Source organism: Roseovarius sp. AK1035, assembly GCF_003288315.1.
GTDB lineage: Bacteria > Pseudomonadota > Alphaproteobacteria > Rhodobacterales > Rhodobacteraceae > Roseovarius > Roseovarius mucosus_A.
Map to the genome: position 1 here is coordinate 2,863,182 of NZ_CP030099.1, position 16,963 is coordinate 2,880,144.

15 protein-coding genes and 2 tRNA genes are annotated in these 16,963 nt (G+C 60.8%); 11 read left to right on the forward strand and 6 right to left on the reverse strand.

Features of this window, described 5'->3' with window-relative positions; translation table 11 throughout:
- Positions 1-112 precede the first annotated feature (112 nt).
- The 6 genes from RAK1035_RS13655 to RAK1035_RS13680 all read left to right on the forward strand — a co-directional run bounded on the left by RAK1035_RS13655 (position 113) and on the right by RAK1035_RS13680 (position 6,975).
- The gene (locus RAK1035_RS13655; RefSeq protein ID WP_008282173.1) at positions 113-1,000 is read left to right on the forward strand and encodes a LysR family transcriptional regulator; all 888 of its coding nucleotides are present in this window, start codon (positions 113-115) and stop codon (positions 998-1,000) included.
- Positions 1,001-1,091: 91 nt separating this feature from the next.
- Positions 1,092-1,556 carry a formate dehydrogenase subunit gamma gene (locus RAK1035_RS13660; protein ID WP_008282174.1) on the forward strand — a complete coding sequence of 155 codons (465 nt, stop codon included), beginning with the start codon at positions 1,092-1,094 and terminating at the stop codon, positions 1,554-1,556.
- Positions 1,553-3,061 carry a formate dehydrogenase beta subunit gene (locus RAK1035_RS13665; RefSeq protein ID WP_008282175.1) on the forward strand — a complete coding sequence of 503 codons (1,509 nt, stop codon included), beginning with the start codon at positions 1,553-1,555 and terminating at the stop codon, positions 3,059-3,061. The genes RAK1035_RS13660 and RAK1035_RS13665 overlap by 4 nt, the downstream gene beginning before the upstream one ends.
- Entirely contained in the window at positions 3,058-5,952 is a 2,895-nt protein-coding gene (gene fdhF / locus RAK1035_RS13670) for a formate dehydrogenase subunit alpha (RefSeq protein WP_008282176.1), read from the forward strand. Before RAK1035_RS13665 ends, fdhF begins: the two co-directional genes overlap by 4 nt.
- Positions 5,953-5,957: 5 nt before the next feature.
- Positions 5,958-6,779: a formate dehydrogenase accessory sulfurtransferase FdhD gene (fdhD, locus tag RAK1035_RS13675; RefSeq protein WP_037298310.1), complete on the forward strand. Its 822-nt coding sequence runs from the start codon at positions 5,958-5,960 to the stop codon at positions 6,777-6,779.
- On the forward strand, positions 6,769-6,975 hold the full coding sequence (locus RAK1035_RS13680; protein WP_008282178.1) for a formate dehydrogenase subunit delta: 207 nt from the start codon (positions 6,769-6,771) through the stop codon (positions 6,973-6,975). Before fdhD ends, RAK1035_RS13680 begins: the two co-directional genes overlap by 11 nt.
- A gap of 318 nt (positions 6,976-7,293) precedes the next feature.
- On the opposite strand, the gene RAK1035_RS13690 is transcribed toward RAK1035_RS13680, so the two are convergent.
- Positions 7,294-7,367 (reverse strand) — tRNA-Cys (locus RAK1035_RS13690).
- A gap of 184 nt (positions 7,368-7,551) precedes the next feature.
- Here RAK1035_RS13690 and RAK1035_RS13695 point away from each other — a divergent pair.
- From RAK1035_RS13695 to RAK1035_RS13705, 3 genes are all read left to right on the forward strand, one after another.
- Positions 7,552-8,205 (forward strand): protein-L-isoaspartate O-methyltransferase family protein, encoded by a 654-nt coding sequence (locus tag RAK1035_RS13695; RefSeq protein WP_008282181.1) that lies wholly within the window; start codon positions 7,552-7,554, stop codon positions 8,203-8,205.
- 35 nt (positions 8,206-8,240) lie between these two features.
- Positions 8,241-9,647: a TolC family outer membrane protein gene (locus tag RAK1035_RS13700; protein ID WP_008282182.1), complete on the forward strand. Its 1,407-nt coding sequence runs from the start codon at positions 8,241-8,243 to the stop codon at positions 9,645-9,647.
- A 72-nt stretch (positions 9,648-9,719) separates the two neighbouring features.
- Entirely contained in the window at positions 9,720-10,541 is an 822-nt protein-coding gene (locus RAK1035_RS13705) for a hypothetical protein (protein WP_008282183.1), read from the forward strand.
- Here RAK1035_RS13705 and RAK1035_RS13710 read toward each other — a convergent pair.
- Together RAK1035_RS13710 and RAK1035_RS13715 are read right to left on the reverse strand one after the other, a co-directional pair.
- Positions 10,526-11,992 carry a cobyric acid synthase gene (locus tag RAK1035_RS13710; protein WP_008282184.1) on the reverse strand — a complete coding sequence of 489 codons (1,467 nt, stop codon included), beginning with the start codon at positions 11,990-11,992 and terminating at the stop codon, positions 10,526-10,528. The genes RAK1035_RS13705 and RAK1035_RS13710 overlap by 16 nt on opposite strands.
- Positions 11,993-12,141: 149 nt before the next feature.
- Positions 12,142-12,462, reverse strand: a complete 321-nt coding sequence (locus RAK1035_RS13715) for a DUF6280 family protein (RefSeq protein WP_037271076.1) — start codon at positions 12,460-12,462, stop codon at positions 12,142-12,144.
- Positions 12,463-12,679: 217 nt separating this feature from the next.
- Here RAK1035_RS13715 and efp point away from each other — a divergent pair, with 217 nt between their 5' ends.
- A complete protein-coding gene (gene efp / locus RAK1035_RS13720) occupies positions 12,680-13,243 on the forward strand; it encodes an elongation factor P (RefSeq protein ID WP_008282186.1) in 564 nt (187 codons plus the stop codon).
- A gap of 78 nt (positions 13,244-13,321) precedes the next feature.
- Here the strand turns inward: efp and RAK1035_RS13725 are convergent, their stop codons facing one another.
- Positions 13,322-14,689 carry a sodium:proline symporter gene (locus tag RAK1035_RS13725; protein WP_008282187.1) on the reverse strand — a complete coding sequence of 456 codons (1,368 nt, stop codon included), beginning with the start codon at positions 14,687-14,689 and terminating at the stop codon, positions 13,322-13,324.
- A 102-nt stretch (positions 14,690-14,791) separates the two neighbouring features.
- The gene (locus RAK1035_RS13730; RefSeq protein WP_037298416.1) at positions 14,792-15,571 is read right to left on the reverse strand and encodes an SDR family oxidoreductase; all 780 of its coding nucleotides are present in this window, start codon (positions 15,569-15,571) and stop codon (positions 14,792-14,794) included.
- A gap of 194 nt (positions 15,572-15,765) precedes the next feature.
- Between RAK1035_RS13730 and RAK1035_RS13735 the strand changes: the two genes are divergently transcribed.
- Positions 15,766-16,779, forward strand: a complete 1,014-nt coding sequence (locus RAK1035_RS13735; protein WP_008282189.1) for a Hint domain-containing protein — start codon at positions 15,766-15,768, stop codon at positions 16,777-16,779.
- Between the two features lie 100 nt (positions 16,780-16,879).
- Here the strand turns inward: RAK1035_RS13735 and RAK1035_RS13740 are convergent.
- Positions 16,880-16,956 (reverse strand) — tRNA-Arg (locus tag RAK1035_RS13740).
- Positions 16,957-16,963 lie beyond the last annotated feature (7 nt).

Sequence of the window (16,963 nt, forward strand, 5' to 3'; positions counted from 1 at the left end):
CCCCGGCTGGCCTTCTGCCAGGAGGGATCACAGGCCGCTAGTGCAGGCTTGCGGGTGTGCGTCCATTTGTGGTTTCTATCGAATCTCCTGCATTTCATTCGCTGGGGCAATCATGATCGACAAGCTGGAAATGTTCATCGCGGTCGCGCAAGAGGGGCATTTCGGCCGTGCGGCGGTTCGGATCGGGATCACACAACCGTCGCTCTCAGCCGGGATCAAGCAGCTTGAGGAACAATTGGGCGTGCAGCTCATTTTTCGGGGCTCACGCTATGGTGGGCTGACGCCAGAGGGGCAAGCCACGCTGGTCTGGGCGCGCCGGATCGTTGGCGACGCCCGACAATTGCGCGAAGAGATGCGCGCCAAGCGGCATGGCTTGTCCGGCCAGTTGCGGATTGCGGCCATTCCCACTGCGCTGACATGGGCGGCGCGGCTCTGTCATCGGTTCAATGCCAAGCATCCCAAGGTGCGGTTCACGATCCTGTCGCGTACCTCGATCGAGATCCTGTCGATGCTAGATAATCTCGAGATCGACGCGGGCATTTCCTATCTCGACAACGAGCCGATGGGGCGGGTCAGCATGGAACCGCTCTATGAAGAGCGTTACCTTTTGGTCTGTGCCAAAGGCGCACGTCTTGCCGGGCGCGAGCATGTGGGCTGGGCTGAACTGGCGGGAGAGCCGCTCTGTCTGCTGACGCCCGACATGCAAAACCGCCGCATCATCAACCGCAATTTCGCGGCGGTCGAGGTGACACCCGAGGCGTGGATCGAGTCGAATTCCACCGTTGTTCTGATGGCAACGGTCGAGGCGGGCGGCTGGATGACAGTCTTGCCCGAGGATGCCGCACGCTTCCATGCCAGCGGAAAAAACGTGGACTTGATCCCATTGATCGGCTCGGAACCGGCGCATTCGGTTGGTCTCGTTGCGCCATGGCGCGAACCGCATACGCCCGTTCTGGAAAGCCTATTGCGCGAGGCGCGGCGGTTAGGAGGGGATTCTTGATAGGCAATAGCTATCAATCCACCGTATAACGATATTGATATGGCATGGTGAAACCTGATTGACTGGCATCAGCAATCGAAAGAGGCCAGCCATGACCACACCCGCCCCCGACGACATCACCTCGATCCTAGCCGCGCATCGTGATCTGGAAGGGCCGCTTTTGCCGATCCTGCATGCGATGCAGGCTGCCTTTGGATATATCCCCGAGGCGGCGCATCGCCCAATCGCCGAAGCGCTGAACATCAGCCGCGCAGAGCTGCATGGTGTGATCAGTTTCTACCACGATTTCCGTGCCAACCCCGCTGGACGGCATGTGCTGAAAATCTGCCGCGCCGAGGCCTGTCAGGCGGTGGGTGGTGCTGTGCTGGCCGAGGCGACCTTGGCCAAGCTGGGGCTTGCGTGGCATGGCACTACGGCCAATGGCGCAGTCACGGTCGAGCCGGTGTATTGCCTTGGCCTTTGTGCCTGCGCACCTGCGGCCATGCTGGATGACCGCGTGGTGGGCCGGGTGGATGCCGCCCGGATCGATGCCCTTTTGGCGGAGGCGGGCGCATGAAGATTTATGTTCCGATGGATAGCGCCGCCAAGGCGCTTGGTGCCGAAGACGTGGTCGCCGCGCTGCGCGCTACAGCGCCCGAGGCGCAAATCATTCGCACCGGCACGCGTGGCATGATCTGGCTAGAGCCACTTGTCGAGATCGAGATTGATGGCGTGCGCCATGGCTATGGCCCGGCGACAGTTGGCGATGTTGGAGGTATTCTTGATGGGACGAGCCCCAAAGCTCTTGGCCCGGTCGAACACCTCGACTGGATGAAACGTCAGACGCGGCTGACCTTTGCCCGCACAGGGGTGATCGACCCGCTCGATCTGGAGGATTACGCGGCCCATGGGGGCTTGGTTGGTCTGCGCCGGGCTATCGCGATGGACGCCCATGACATCGTCGCCGAAGTCACAAAATCCGGCCTGCGTGGACGCGGCGGAGCGGGCTTTCCGACCGGGATCAAATGGAAAACGGTGCAGGAGGCGCAAGCGCCGCAGAAATACATCGTCTGCAATGCCGACGAAGGTGACAGCGGCACATTTGCCGACCGGATGATCATGGAAGGAGACCCGTTCAGCCTTGTCGAAGGCATGGCGATTGCGGGGATCGGTGTGGGGGCCACACGCGGCTATGTCTACCTGAGGTCGGAATATCCCGATGCCATCGCGGTGATGTGCCGTGCGGTCGAGATTGCGCGTGGGGCAGGGGTGCTTGGTTCTGATGTGCTGGGGTCTGGCCACGCGTTTGACATGGAAATCCGAGTTGGGGCCGGGGCCTATGTCTGTGGCGAGGAAACCGCGCTGTTGAACTCGCTCGAAGGTAAGCGCGGCGTGGTGCGCGCCAAGCCGCCACTGCCCGCGCTTGAAGGGTTCCTGGGGCGGCCCACGGTGGTGAACAATGTCATCAGCCTGGCCACTGTGCCGGTGATCTTCGAGAGGGGCGCGCAGCATTATGCCGATTTCGGGCTTGGCCGGTCGCGTGGCACTGTGACCCTGCAAATCGCGGGCAATGTGGCGCGCGGGGGGCTATTCGAAACCGCCTTTGGCATCACCTTGGGTGAGGTGGTCAATGACTTGGGCGGCGGCACCATGACGGGCCGTCCGGTCAAGGCGGTGCAGGTGGGCGGGCCGCTTGGCGCCTATATCCCGGTCAGCAATTTTGATGCCCCGCTTGGCTATGAAGAGTTAGACGCAAAAGGCGGCCTCTTGGGGCATGCCGGGCTGGTTGTGTTCGACGATAGCGCCGACATGCTGCAAATGGCCCGCTTCGCGATGGAATTCTGCGCTGTGGAAAGCTGCGGCAAATGCACCCCTTGCCGGATTGGGGCCGTGCGGGGCGTAGAGACCATCGACCGTATCGCGGCGGGCGACGGAACGGCGATCCCGCTTTTGACCGATCTGTGCGAGACGATGAAAGACGGCTCGCTTTGCGCACTTGGCGGGTTCACACCCTTTCCGGTCATGTCCGCACTCACGCATTTTCCGAATGACTTCGCCACCCAGCAGGAGGCCGCCGAATGAAAGATTTCATTATTCCCAAAGACCGCGACATGGGCACGCCCGCCAAAGTGGGAGCCCCGGTGACGTTGGAGATCGACGGTGTTGCCGTAACCGTACCCGAGGGCACATCGGTGTTGCGCGCAGCGGCCGAGGCGGGGATTTCCATCCCCAAGCTCTGCGCCTCTGATAATCTTGAAGCTTTTGGTTCTTGCCGCCTCTGTGTGGTGGAAATCGAGGGGCGGCGTGGCACGCCTGCGTCCTGCACAACGCCTGTGACGCCGGGCATGGTGGTGCATACCGGATCGTCAAAGGTGCGCAAGATCCGCAAAGGGGTGATGGAGCTCTATATCTCTGATCACCCTCTCGATTGCCTGACTTGCTCTGCCAATGGCGATTGCGAGTTGCAGGATATGGCCGGTGCGGTCGGTCTGCGTGATGTGCGCTACGAGGCCCCCAAGGATGGCGGCATGGTCAACCATTTCGAGGCTCGGAACACGAGTGGCGAGGCCAATCCGGAATGGTTGCCAAAGGACGACAGTAACCCGTATTTCAGCTATGACCCCAGCAAATGCATCGTCTGTAACCGCTGTGTGCGTGCCTGCGAAGAAGTGCAGGGCACATTTGCCCTGACCATTCAGGGCCGTGGCTTTGACAGCCGCGTATCGGCGGGTAATGCGGATGATGATTTCCTCGCCTCTGACTGTGTGAGTTGCGGGGCCTGCGTGCAGGCCTGCCCGACGGCGACTTTGCAGGAGAAATCCATCATCGAGCTGGGCACGCCTGATCGCTCGGTTGTCACGACCTGTGCCTATTGCGGCGTTGGCTGTTCGTTCAAGGCCGAGATGAACGGCGACACGCTGGTGCGTATGGTGCCATATAAACACGGCAAGGCCAATCGCGGGCATTCCTGCGTCAAAGGGCGATTTGCCTATGGGTATGCCCATCACAACGACCGCATCCTAAAGCCTATGATCCGCGAGCGGATCACTGATCCCTGGCAAGAGGTCAGTTGGGACGAGGCGCTCAGCTTTGCAGCCACCCGTCTGCGCAGCTTGCAGGCGCAATATGGCAAGAAATCTATCGGCGTGATTACCTCAAGCCGCTGCACCAACGAAGAAACCTATTTGGTGCAGAAACTGGCGCGCGCAGTCTTTGGTAACAACAATACCGACACCTGCGCGCGCGTTTGTCATTCCCCTACAGGATATGGCTTGGGCCAGACGTTTGGCACCTCTGCCGGCACGCAGGATTTCGACTCTGTCGAACATACCGATGTGGTGGTTGTGATCGGCGCAAATCCGACCGATGGGCACCCGGTTTTTGCAAGCCGCCTCAAAAAGCGGTTGCGTGCCGGTGCCAAGCTGATCGTGATTGACCCGCGCCGGATTGACCTTGTGAAATCACCGCATATTTCGGCGGCGCATCACCTGCCGCTTCGCCCCGGCACCAATGTGGCGGTGGTCAGCGCACTTGCGCATGTCATCGTGACCGAGGGGCTGATGGATGAGGACTTCATCCGCGCGCGGTGTGATTGGGATGAATTTCAGCATTACGCCGAATTCATCAGCAACCCGCGCCATTCGCCAGAAGCGACAGCGATGTTGACCGGGGTCGACCCGGCGGAACTGCGCGCCGCGGCCCGGCTTTTCGCGCATGGTGGGAACGGGGCGATTTACTATGGTCTTGGCGTAACCGAACATTCCCAAGGTTCGACCACGGTCATGGGCATTGCCAACCTCGCGATGCTGACTGGCAATATCGGGCGGCCCGGCGTGGGCGTGAACCCTCTGCGCGGGCAAAACAACGTGCAGGGCTCTTGCGACATGGGGTCTTTCCCGCATGAATTGCCCGGCTATCGCCATGTCAAAGGGCCAGAAGTGCGCGCAGTCTTTGAAGAGGCTTGGGGCGTAGAGATTGACGCCGAGCCGGGTTTGCGCATTCCCAACATGCTCGATGCTGCCGTCGATGGGACGTTCAAGGGGCTGTATTGCCAAGGCGAGGATATCCTGCAATCGGACCCCGACACCAAGCATGTGGCGGCGGGTCTGGCTGCGATGGACTGTGTCATCGTGCATGACCTCTTCCTCAACGAGACTGCCAATTACGCGCATGTCTTCCTGCCCGGTTCGACCTTCTTGGAGAAAGACGGCACCTTCACCAATGCCGAGCGCCGCATCAACCGCGTGCGCAAGGTGATCCCGCCACTCAACGGCTATGCGGATTGGGAAATTACCCAAATGCTTGCAAACGCCATGGGGGCAGGGTGGACGTATAGCCACCCGGCGCGGATCATGGAGGAAATCGCTGCAACGACGCCAAGCTTTGCCGGGGTCGACTATGCCCTGCTAGAAGAAAAGGGCAGCGTGCAATGGCCCTGTAACGAAGCACATCCCGAGGGCACGCCGCTGATGCATGTAGATGGGTTCATGCGCGGCAAGGGGCGGTTCATCGTCACCGAATATGTGGCGACTGATGAGAAAACCGGCCCGCGGTTTCCGCTGTTGCTGACCACCGGGCGCATCCTCAGTCAGTATAACGTCGGCGCGCAGACACGGCGCACCGCGAATGTGGTCTGGCACGAAGAGGATCTCTTGGAAATCCATCCGCATGATGCCGAGGTGCGGGGTTTGAAAGAGGGCGATTGGGTTCGATTGGCCAGTCGCGCAGGCGAAACCACCCTGCGGGCCATGCTGACAGATCGCGTCAGCCCCGGCGTGGTCTACACCACCTTTCACCATCCGGATACGCAGGCCAATGTCATAACCACCGATTACTCGGACTGGGCCACCAACTGTCCGGAATACAAGGTGACGGCGGTTCAGGTCAGCCTGTCGAACGGGCCAAGTGATTGGCAAGAGGATTACGCCGCGCAGGCCGCACAGGCGCGGCGCATCCTGCCTGCGGCGGAGTGACGGCGATGGGCTTTTCTCCCACCCAAAGCCGTCCGGGCCTCTCGGTGCAGGGCGAGGGGGCGCGTCGCGTCATCCGCGCTCTGCCCGATGAGGTGCCGGTGGCCTTTGTATTCGATGGCACGACACAAGCCGTGATGATGGCGACGCCTGCCGATATCGCCGATTTCGCCTATGGCTTCGCGGTAACCGAGGGGATCGTGACCACTCAGGCGGACATCGAAGGCTTTGAAATCGCCGAGCATGGTAACGGGATCGAGGCCCGGTTCTGGTTGCGAGGAGACCGGCAAGAGGCGCTTGCAGCGCGGCGGCGCTATATGGCCGGGCCGGTGGGCTGTGGGCTGTGCGGTATCGACAGCCTTGAACAGGCGGTGCGCCCGGTGCCGTCGGTTGCCCATGTCTCTCCTGCGTTTACCGCGCAAGAGATTGCCCGCGCGACCGATGCCCTGAGTGCGTGCCAGCCGCTTCATGATCTGACCCGCGCTACTCATGCTGCGGGGTTTATCCTGCCCGGTGCCGGTGTGGTCATGGCGCGCGAGGACGTGGGGCGGCACAATGCGCTCGACAAACTCATTGGCGCTCTCTGGCGGGCGGGCATCGACCCGGCAGAGGGTGGCATCGTGATGACCAGCCGCCTGTCTGTTGAGCTTGTGCAGAAATGCGCGGTCGCGGGTTGCGGCCTGCTGGTCGCGGTCTCTGCGCCCACGGCCCATGCGCTACGGTTAGCCGAGAGCGCAGGGCTTACCCTTGCCGCCTTTGCACGCGGCGGCGGCTTCGATCTGTATTCCCATCCCCATCGCATTCCCCATGAGGTTCCCGATGTCGCCTGAGAAAATGGTCCATATGGTCAACCAGATCGCTACGTTTTTCAAAACACAGCCGGGCACTGATCAAGCGGCCCGCGTTGCTGCGCATATCCGGGATTTCTGGGAGCCGCGCATGCGCCAGCAACTGCGCGAGTTTGTTGCCACCGGCGGCGAGGGGCTCGATGATATCGCGCTCAAGGCCGCAAGGATGATCGATTAGGCAGTGAAGACGCGAGGGATGGCCTCGCGCCCGCGCCAAAATTCGCGCGCGTCAGTCAAGCGCGTCTGACGTTGCCCTGACCGTCCAATGGCGCGCCACCGCCAGCGGGGGCGCGGTTTTGACCGGCTATTGCGGTGATCGGGTGCGAGGGCAGAGCAAAGACCGAGGCATGCTGACCACCCGCCAACGCTGATTTCAGGCGTGTCGAGACAGCCGTTTGCCTGATCTGCGACAGAGATTTGCGAACTGAACAAAAACACGGTGTTCAGACACGCGAAGCTCTGTTCGTCATAAATCATATCTGCGATTGATTTTAAATGGAGGCGAGTAGGAGAATCGAACTCCTGTACACGGATTTGCAATCCGCTGCGTCACCACTCCGCCAACTCGCCATTCCGTGTGGTTGGGATGAATTATCTGATCGGGCCGGGTGGTGCAAGTGGGCAATGCAGGCTGAGCAGGGTCAATTTGCAAGGTCGAATTGTCCCGCGCCTCTGGGACCTATAGCCGTTGCCGCGGAACGGGTTCTGTGCGAAAACCGCAATCGATAGGATTCCGAACGTAAGAGCTTCGATCATGACAGACTATGCCGCGCGGCGCACGATGATGGTGGACACGCAAGTTCGCCCGTCCGATGTGACCAAATTTCCGATCATCGACGCCATGCTGTCGGTCCCGCGTGAGGCGTTTGTTCCCACCGGCCTGCGCGAGGCGGCCTATATGGGCGAAAACCTTGATCTGGGCGAAGGGCGGGTGATGCTTGATCCGCGCACATTGGCCAAGATGCTTGACGCGCTTGAGATCGAGAATGACGATCTCGTGCTCGATATCGGTTCGGGCTATGGATATTCTGCGGCTGTGATCGCGCGCATGGCCGAAGCGGTCGTTGCGGTCGAGGATAAGGCATCTGTGGTCGCTGAGGCGCAGCGCACCCTGTCTGAGCAGGGGGCTGACAATGTGGTTCTGCACGAGGGGCCTTTGGCCGACGGTGCGCCGGAACACGGGCCCTATGACGTAATAACGGTGCAGGGCGCGGTCGAGCATCTGCCCGAGGTTCTGGCGGCGCAACTCAAGGAAGGGGGCCGCATGGCTTGCCTTTTCATGGAGGGTGCGCTTGGGGTGGTGCGGATCGGTTACAAGATCGACGGGCGGATCAATTGGCGCTACGCATTTAATGCGGGTGCGCCGGTGCTGCGCGGATTTGAACGGCACGCGGCCTTTACCCTGTGAGGGGAGCGGCGCGGCAAAAGAGGGATGGCGAGCGCATGAGAACGAACAAGTTGCGGACCTTGGGCGGTGTTTTCGGGCTGGCAATTCTGGGCCTTGCGCCGGTTACAGCCAAGGCTGAAACACTCGCCGATGCGCTCAAGAGCGCCTATGTCAACAGTGGCCTTCTGGAACAGAACCGCGCCTTGCTGCGCTCGGCTGATGAGAATGTGGCGCAGGCGGTGGCCAGTCTTCGGCCAATCATTGATTGGACTTCGGGGATCACCCTCGATTCATCGGATACGCGGTCCCAAGGGGCCAATCGTAACAACACGTCAACATCGCTCAATCTTGGGATTACCGGAAGCCTGCTGGTCTATGATTTCGGGCGCAGCGATTTTTTGACCGAATCCGCCAAAGAGACCGTGTTGGCCACGCGCCAGACCCTGATCAGTGTTGAGCAATTCGTGCTGCTGACGGGCGTGCAGGCCTATATGAACGTGATCCGCAATCAGGAATTCGTGGATCTGCGGCAGAACAACCTGCGTTTGCTGCGCGAGGAACTGCGCGCGGCGCAGGACCGGTTCGAGGTAGGCGAGGTGACCCGCACCGATGTGGCGCAGGCGGAATCCGCTGTGGCATTGGCGCAAAGCGGATTGGCTGCGGCGCAGGGCGACCTTACGCGCGCAATCGAGGAGTTCCGCGAGGCAATCGGACGTGATCCGGGCAGTTTGCAGACACCGAGCGAATTGCCGCAACTGGGTGAGAATGTCGATGCCGCCAAAGCCGCAGCTCTGCGGCGTCACCCGGATCTTTTGCAGGCGCAGCACAATGTTGCCGCCGCCGAGTTGAACATCCGCGCCGCTGAGGCAGCGCTGTTGCCCACCCTGAATCTGACGGCGCGCGTCGGGGCATCCGAAGAACTCGACGGGTCAGACATGTCGCGCACCGGCAGTCTGGGCGTCGAAATGCGCGGCCCGATTTATCGCGGTGGCCGCCTCACGTCGCAGCAACGCCAAGCCATGGCGCAGCGCGATGCGCAATTGGCGCTGCTGCATCTGGCGGGGCTTCAGGTCAAGCAGGATGTGGGCGATTCCTATGCCAATCTGCGCGCCGCCCGCGCCAGCCGCACGGCCAGCCGCGAGGCGGTGCGTGCTGCCCAAGTTGCCTTTGACGGCACCCGCGAAGAGGCGACACTGGGCGCTCGCACCACGCTGGATGTCTTGGATGCCGAACAGGACCTGCTTGATGCGCGGGCCAATCTGATCTCGGCCAATGCCGATGTGGTGATTGCCGCCTATTCGGTGCTGGCGTCGATTGGCGAGTTGACGGCGCGGGATCTGAACCTTGGGGTGCAGACCTATGATCCGGCCGCCTATTACGAACTGGTCAAAGATGCGCCGATCGAAAGCAGTCCGCAGGGCCAGAAGCTCGACCGGGTGTTGCGGGCTTTGGGAAAAAACTGAAAAGTTTTTGAAACGGTTGTGTGGCACCGCCTGCAGCGGTAAGCTCTGCATAGGCAAGAATGGTACAAGAGCATGTCCGACCCCGTGACCAATGTGGAAATCGAGGATGTCCTGTCGTCGATAAGGCGGCTGGTCTCGAATGGCCAAGCCGAACGCCTGAGCACAACCGTGGCCGCGCCGCGCGAGGCTGGGATGCCGGCGGCGGACCGGCTTGTCCTGACACCGGCCTTGCGGGTGGATGAACCCGTAGCAGAGCCGCCTGCCGAGGCTGTGGATGCCGAAGATCCGGATGCGCATAGCGTTTGGACAGGCATGGATCTGTCTGAGCATGAGACAGATATTCAGGACGAAAGTGCGCCTGAGGGGATAGAGACAGAGTTCAGTGAAACCGATCAGACGCCTGATCTTCCGTCGGAACTGAGCGCGCAGGCTGCAGAATTTGAAGCGATGATCGCCGGGCGCGACGATCAGTGGGAGCCGGATGGCGCCTCTGACGACGATTACGCCGGGGGAGCCGCTGAATCGGTGCTGAGTTGGTCCGAGACGGATGAGCCAGAGGGTGACGAAGAGGCAGAGCTGGACGAGGCCGAGACGGCCCCCTCAGTTGATCCCGACTGGGATGAGTCGGACGATCTGGCCTCGGAACGCCATGTTCAGGATTGGCAGGATGCGGATGCGGCGGATTTGCGCCCGGCACCGGATGCCGATGCGGATCGCGGTGAGGGTCTGCTGATGGATGACGCCGTGCTGGATGAAGAGGCCCTGCGTGATTTGGTGGCCGAGATTGTTCGGCAAGAATTGCAAGGTGCCTTGGGCGAGCGGATCACCCGCAACGTGCGCAAACTTGTGCGCCGCGAGATTCACCGCGCGCTGACCAGTCAGGATTTCGACTGAGTCGGAATGTCTGCACTGAGCGAAAAGAGCAGATCTAAATCCATATACGCTTCCAGATGCGCCGCGAGAGCGTCGAGCGTGGCCTCGACATCTGCCCCATAGCTCAGGTCTGATCGCGCACCTAGCCCCGCCAGAAACGCCGCACGAAACGCGTCGGACGCGAAGAGCCCGTGCAGATAAGCGCCGCGCACCCGGCCACTGGCCGAAGCGGCCCCCTCAGGGCGATCCCCGACACGCAGCCATGCGTGCGCGCAATCCGGGCCGATGGTTTCACCCAAATGGATTTCATATCCTTCTACGGCATCGCCAGTTTCGAGATAGGTGGCCTGTGTCAGGGCAAGTCGCTTTTCCGGCTTCATCACCGTCACGACGTCGAGATGCCCCAGGCCGGGCACCGAAGCGGGAGGGCCCTCGATGCCGTCCGGGTCTTCGATCCGCTGCCCCAGCATCTGATAGCCGCCACAGATGCCCAGCACATGCCCGCCGCGCCGGATGTGGGCGGCAAGGTCAATATCCCATCCTTGCGCGCGGAAATGTGCCAGATCGGCGATAGTGGATTTGCTTCCGGGGATAAGCACCAAATCGGCATCGCCGGGCAGGGGGCTGCCTGCCCCGATGATCTCGACACTCAGATCCGGTTCGTTGCTGAGGGGATCAAGATCGTCGAAATTGGCAATCCTGCCAAGACGCGGCACGACCACCTTGAAAGCGCCGCCCTTGGTCGAGGCGATATCCATCACATCCTCAGCCGGAAGGCGCCATGCGTCTGAAAACCATGGCACGACGCCCAAAGAGGGCCAGCCTGTGCGCGCCACAATTTCGCGCAAGCCGTCGTCAAAGAGGCTGACATCGCCACGAAACTTGTTGATGGCAAAAGCCTTGATCCGGGCGGCATCTTGGGGCGGCAACACCGCTTGGGTGCCGACAACCTGCGCGATGACCCCACCCCGGTCGATATCACCCACAAGGATCACGGGCACGCCTGCGGCCTCGGCAAAGCCCATATTGGCGATGTCTCCGGCGCGAAGGTTGATTTCCGCGGGGCTGCCCGCCCCCTCGACCAGCACGAGATCTGCGGTGGCGGCAAGGCGGTGAAAACTCTCAAGCGTGGGGGCCAGCAACTGCGGTTTGGCGCGGGCATAGTCGCGGGCGCGCAGCGTGGCAAAGCGGCGGCCCTGCACGATCACTTGGGCGCCAATATCGCTCTCGGGTTTGAGCAGTACGGGATTCATATCGGTGTGTGGCGCGCGGTACGCGGCCAGCGCCTGAAGCGCCTGCGCGCGACCGATTTCGCCGCCATCCACGGTGACAGCGGCATTGTTTGACATGTTTTGCGGCTTGAACGGGGCCACTGACAGGCCACGTCGGGCATAGGCGCGCGCCATACCTGCCACGAGCATGGACTTGCCCACATTCGAGCCTGCCCCCTGAATCATGATCGCGCGTGTCATTGCGATGCCCCTTTTGCCGCTCTGTGCTGATACCGTCTGAGCGTGCAGGGGGAAAGGCCGGTTTCCGTCACAAAGGCCTGTTTTCCCGACCGCAACGCAAAAGCCCTGCCGCAAGGGCAGGGCTTTGATACGTGGTCAGGCAGCAGTGCTCAGGCGGCTTCGGCCTGCGCCGCAGCATTGCGGCGTTCACTTTCTTCGCGCGAGAGGGCCACAGAGGTGCGCACGCCCTTGGATACGAAATCCATCAGGCCGGCAACAACCCGCTCATTCGGGTCGATCCCGGCGCAGGACAATACTTCGCGGCCATCACGCGACCGCGCCCAGCGGGCGATCTGCTCGGGGCCATTGCCATATTTCTTGTCATCGGAAATGGCGTCATCCAGAGCGGCCAGCACAACGGCCGCAAAGAGTTTACGAGCACGGTTGCCCTGTTCGGCGTTGAAAGCCGTACCGTCAACGAAATCCTTCATCATTCGTCCTTGTTCTTATTGCTCTTGCGTTTTGGGCGTGACGGACCTTATGGCGGAGTTTTTGCGATTCGGATAGAGCACAGTTGCATAACTTCTATGCGAATTTTGCATACCTCGCCACGATGCATAACGACATTTCGTTGTCTTGCCACCCATCATCCCTCCAGATATAGGAAGCATCAATCTCACATCAACCTTTTGTCACGGTTTGAACGCAATGCCCAAGATCAATGGAAACGAAATTCGCCCCGGTAATGTGCTGGAGCATAATGGCCACCTCTGGGCCGCGGTGAAGGTCGATCACGTAAAGCCCGGCAAGGGCGGTGCCTTTGCTCAGGTCGAAATGAAGAACCTGCGCAACGGCTCCAAACTGAACGAACGCTTTCGCAGCGCCGACAAGGTCGAGCGTGTGCGCCTTGAGCAAAAGGATCAGCAGTTTCTCTATGAAGAGAATGGCAAGCTGGTGTTCATGGATGCCGAGACCTATGAGCAGATCGAATTGCCCGCTGACCTTTTGGGGGAACGTCGTCCGTTTCTTCAGGACGGTATGACCATCACGGTTGAATTCCACGAGAGCGAGGCGCTGCACGCCGCGCTGCCGCAAAAGGTGATTTGCCGCATCGTCGAGACTGAGCCCGTCGTGAAGGGACAGACGGCGGCCAATAGCTTTAAGCCTGCGATCCTCGATAATGGGGTCAAGGTCATGGTGCCGCCCTTTGTCGGACCTGACGAGGATATCGTCGTCAACACCGAGACGATGGAATATTCCGAGCGCGCCTGAACGGGCAAGAGCACTGAAAACGAAAAAGGGGGCAGGCCGGTGTTGGCCTGCCCCCTGTTCTTTTGGAACACGCCCTGCTCAGCTGCGTCGAGCGCCCATCATCACCGCGGCAAAGCCAGCGATCAACACCCCCACGCAGATGACCAACAGCTGCTCGTATTTATGGGCCTCTGGCAGTAGCGCAACGGCCCAGTCGGCTTCGCGCGCGAAGTAGAGCACGGCACCGAACATCGCCGCACCAAAGGCCACCAGATAGGACCAGAGTGCGATGTCACGCCCCATCACCAGCCCAATGATCAGAATAGGTGTCAGAAACATGCTGGCCGTGCCGCTGATGGCCACAGCGTCGAACAGCGTCTGATTGCCCCATAGGGTCAGACCGGTGCCAACCACCATGAACGCGATCATTGCCATGCGCCCACCCGCAAGCGACCGCTGCCCCAGTTTCAGCTCGTCCACCACAAGCCGCGCGGCACTGGCCAGTGCGGAATCGAGCGTGCTGAGAGCTGAAATAAGCAGTGACACGAGCAACGCCACAAAAAGCCATGCCGGGAACATCGTGGCCCAAGTGCCAATCAACTCGCCCTCATATTCCGCCCCGACCAATCCAGCCTGAATGCCGAAAAAGCCAAAGCCAATGATGCAGAGCGTAGAGATCCAGAAGGCATGCAGGAAAGAGCGGCGCGTTGTCTCGGGATCGGCGATAAAGCCACGATCCATCATCACCGGGTCATGTGCGGGGTAAGAGAACACCTGCAACAGCGCCACCAGCAAAAGAACTTGGCCACTCCAGGCACCGGAAGTGCCCGGCGCGGTCAGCACGGCCCCAAGGTCAAAGCCGGGGCTGATCACGAGCGCTACAAAGGCAACCGCGAAAACGCCCAAGAATACCACCATCTGCAACACATCGGTGCGCAGCGCCGCGCTTAGCCCGCCCCAAGCGCTATAGGCCAACCCAAGCACCGCGACGATCAGGATAGAGGCGTCGCGCGCGATGCCCATTTCAGGCAGGGCTGCGGCAAAGATCAGCCCCACCACCAGCAGATTGGCAAAAACCTCGGACAAGAGCCGCAGAGCAATGACGAAGTTGTAGCAGGCCTTGCCCATTGCGCCAAAATGTGTGCCCAGCCAATCCTGCACAGAGCCCGCGCCACCTGCACGCAATCGGCCTACGATATAGCCGCCGCTCAGGAAAGAGCCGTAGTAAGCAGCATAGGCCAGCGTGCCCCAAATCCCGAAGAAATACCCCAGAATGGCCGAATTCATCAAAGAACGAGCGAAAATCCAGGTAGTGACCTGGCTTAGGACCAGCACCCAAAGACCTGGCGCTCGGCCATCCGTGCCGGTGCCGTTGAAAAAACCTTCAATCGTGGCGCGACGCGGTGCGACGAACAGGCTGCCCAGAATGACGAGGCCAAAAAGGCCAATAATTGCCAATGCTTGCATGACGTGTGTTTCCTCCGTGGAATGGTTGCTTCAGTGCTAATGACCGGAGCGTTCCAGCACCAGAGTTTATGTAGCCTGATCCCGCTTTCGTGATGCCCGCGATCAGAGCGTTGCGTTGACGCCGCCGCCATCCAGCAGGATGTTTTGTCCCACGATAAAACCCGCATGCTGGCTACAGAGAAAGGCACAAGCCGCGCCAAATTCCTGCGCCGTGCCATAGCGCCCAGCGGGAATGCTGGCACAGCGGCGCGCCTTTGCCTCCTCCATGCTGATCCCTTGTGCTTTGGCCACGCCTTCATCCAGTACTGTGGCGCGATCCGTGGCATGGATACCCGGTAGCAGGTTGTTGATCGTGACGCCGCTGCCAGCCACTTGCCGTGACGTGCCCGCGACATAGCCTGTCAGGCCTGCGCGCGCCGAATTGCTAAGACCTAGCGCCGGGATCGGCGCCTTGACCGATTGCGAGGTGATGTTGACCACACGGCCCCAGCCGCGCGCCATCATTCCGGGGACCAAGGCTTTTATCAGCGCGATAGGGGTCAGCATATTGGCGTCGAGTGCTCGGATAAAATCCTCGCGGTCCCAATCAGACCACAGACCCGGCGGCGGTCCTCCGGCATTGTTGACGAGAATGTCCACGTCTTGCGCCACGGCAAGCACTGCTGCGCGACCGGCCTCTGAGGTAATGTCGGCCGCGACCGTCTGAACGGTAACGTCGAAATCCGCACGAATGGCCGTTGCTGCCGCCTCGAGCGCCTCGCCGCCGCGTGCGTTGATCACGAGATCGACCCCTGCCTCGGCCAATGCGCGCGCAGAGCCCAATCCCAAGCCTTTGGACGCGGCGCAGACCAACGCCCGTTTCCCCTTGATCCCCAGATCCATCATCCACTCTCCTGCTTAATCAACGCGAAATTAACACGCTGTCGGCAAGAATGGCCAGATGATTGCAAGCGGGCGTGTGGCGGGCCTCGTCCACGAGGTCATGTCCATCACATTGACGCCATGATACCACAATTCTAAACTACGCTGCCCGATAGAGAATTGTGACCCCAGCCATATCAGGACCAACTGCACCCATGACCTCTGATCTTGCCCCGTCCGACCACATCCTGCCCGTGTATACGGGATTGGATTTTCGCGTCGTCAACGGGGCGAACATGGGGGATGCGCTGTCTTTTGCGGCAGAGCTCGACCTCGACGATGTCTATGAGTTGCAGCCGCAAGCGCGGCAGCTTCGCCTCTCGCTTTCTCTGGCAGGGGGGGCACCATTTAAAATCGCTCGCGGCTCCGAGGTTGGTCGACCCGGTGCGCAAATCCATCTCGACTGTTGCCTGACGTTGATGTCGGGCACCGGGCGCACAACCGAAATGATCGTGCTGGTCGAGGTGGATGATGCCGGAAACATGGTCGAGATTTTTGCCATGCCGCTGGCGCAGATGCGGCCCAAGACCGGCTATGCGCTTGTGGGCATTGACACGGAGAACGTGCTTCAACGTTTTGCTCAGGTGGCGTGCGTGTCGTTCTCGCGGGGCACCCACATCACCATGGCAACGGGGGAACAGCGCCCGGTCGAAACCTTGGTGCGCGGCGATATGGTCCTTACCCGCGATGACGGGGTGCGGCCAATTCGGTGGGTCGGGCATTCGACCGTTCGCGCGGTCGGGGATTTCGCCCCCATTCGGATTTCTGCGGGGGCGTTGCACAATGAAAACGACCTGTTGGTCAGCCCCGATCACCGGCTCTTTATCTACCAGCGCTCGGATGCCCTTGGTGCTGGCCGGGCCGAAGTATTGGTGCGCGCCCGGCATCTGGTCAACGGGGATACCGTGCGCCGCGAGAGCGGCGGTTTCATAGATTACGTGCAACTGCTCTTTGACCGGCATCAAATCATCTATGCCGAAGGGATTGCTGCCGAAACCCTGCTGGTCGATCCGCGCACCTCTGCTGCACTGCCCGCCGATCTCAAAGAGGCGCTGAGCCGACAGATTGCAGGCCAGAACGCCCCCAGCCACCTGCAATTCGAGGTGGGGCAAGCGCTGCTCAATCACCCGAATGCGGCGGATATCCTGAAACGGGCGTCAACGCGCTAACTACTGGCGTGGCAAGAGGCCAAGTCAGATTTGCGTTATCGCCTGCATCGCGCACAAACACAGGTGGCCGGCGCATATAAGACAGCGGATTCACAATATCTGGCGATCCCGGGAGGACTCGAACCCCCAACATCCTGATTAGAAGTCAGGTGCTCTATCCGGTTGAGCTACGGGACCGCTGGGC

Coding starts and splice junctions, on each gene's coding strand:
- RAK1035_RS13660 (WP_008282174.1), top strand. CDS start 1,092: ATGACCACACCCGCCCCCGACGACATCACCTCGATCCTAGCCGCGCAT.
- RAK1035_RS13665 (WP_008282175.1), top strand. CDS start 1,553: ATGAAGATTTATGTTCCGATGGATAGCGCCGCCAAGGCGCTTGGTGCC.
- RAK1035_RS13735 (WP_008282189.1), top strand. CDS start 15,766: ATGACCTCTGATCTTGCCCCGTCCGACCACATCCTGCCCGTGTATACG.
- RAK1035_RS13700 (WP_008282182.1), top strand. CDS start 8,241: ATGAGAACGAACAAGTTGCGGACCTTGGGCGGTGTTTTCGGGCTGGCA.
- fdhF (WP_008282176.1), top strand. CDS start 3,058: ATGAAAGATTTCATTATTCCCAAAGACCGCGACATGGGCACGCCCGCC.
- RAK1035_RS13715 (WP_037271076.1), bottom strand. CDS start 12,462: ATGAAGGATTTCGTTGACGGTACGGCTTTCAACGCCGAACAGGGCAAC.
- RAK1035_RS13695 (WP_008282181.1), top strand. CDS start 7,552: ATGACAGACTATGCCGCGCGGCGCACGATGATGGTGGACACGCAAGTT.
- RAK1035_RS13725 (WP_008282187.1), bottom strand. CDS start 14,689: ATGCAAGCATTGGCAATTATTGGCCTTTTTGGCCTCGTCATTCTGGGC.
- RAK1035_RS13680 (WP_008282178.1), top strand. CDS start 6,769: ATGTCGCCTGAGAAAATGGTCCATATGGTCAACCAGATCGCTACGTTT.
- efp (WP_008282186.1), top strand. CDS start 12,680: ATGCCCAAGATCAATGGAAACGAAATTCGCCCCGGTAATGTGCTGGAG.
- RAK1035_RS13710 (WP_008282184.1), bottom strand. CDS start 11,992: ATGACACGCGCGATCATGATTCAGGGGGCAGGCTCGAATGTGGGCAAG.
- RAK1035_RS13730 (WP_037298416.1), bottom strand. CDS start 15,571: ATGGATCTGGGGATCAAGGGGAAACGGGCGTTGGTCTGCGCCGCGTCC.
- RAK1035_RS13705 (WP_008282183.1), top strand. CDS start 9,720: ATGTCCGACCCCGTGACCAATGTGGAAATCGAGGATGTCCTGTCGTCG.
- fdhD (WP_037298310.1), top strand. CDS start 5,958: ATGGGCTTTTCTCCCACCCAAAGCCGTCCGGGCCTCTCGGTGCAGGGC.
- RAK1035_RS13655 (WP_008282173.1), top strand. CDS start 113: ATGATCGACAAGCTGGAAATGTTCATCGCGGTCGCGCAAGAGGGGCAT.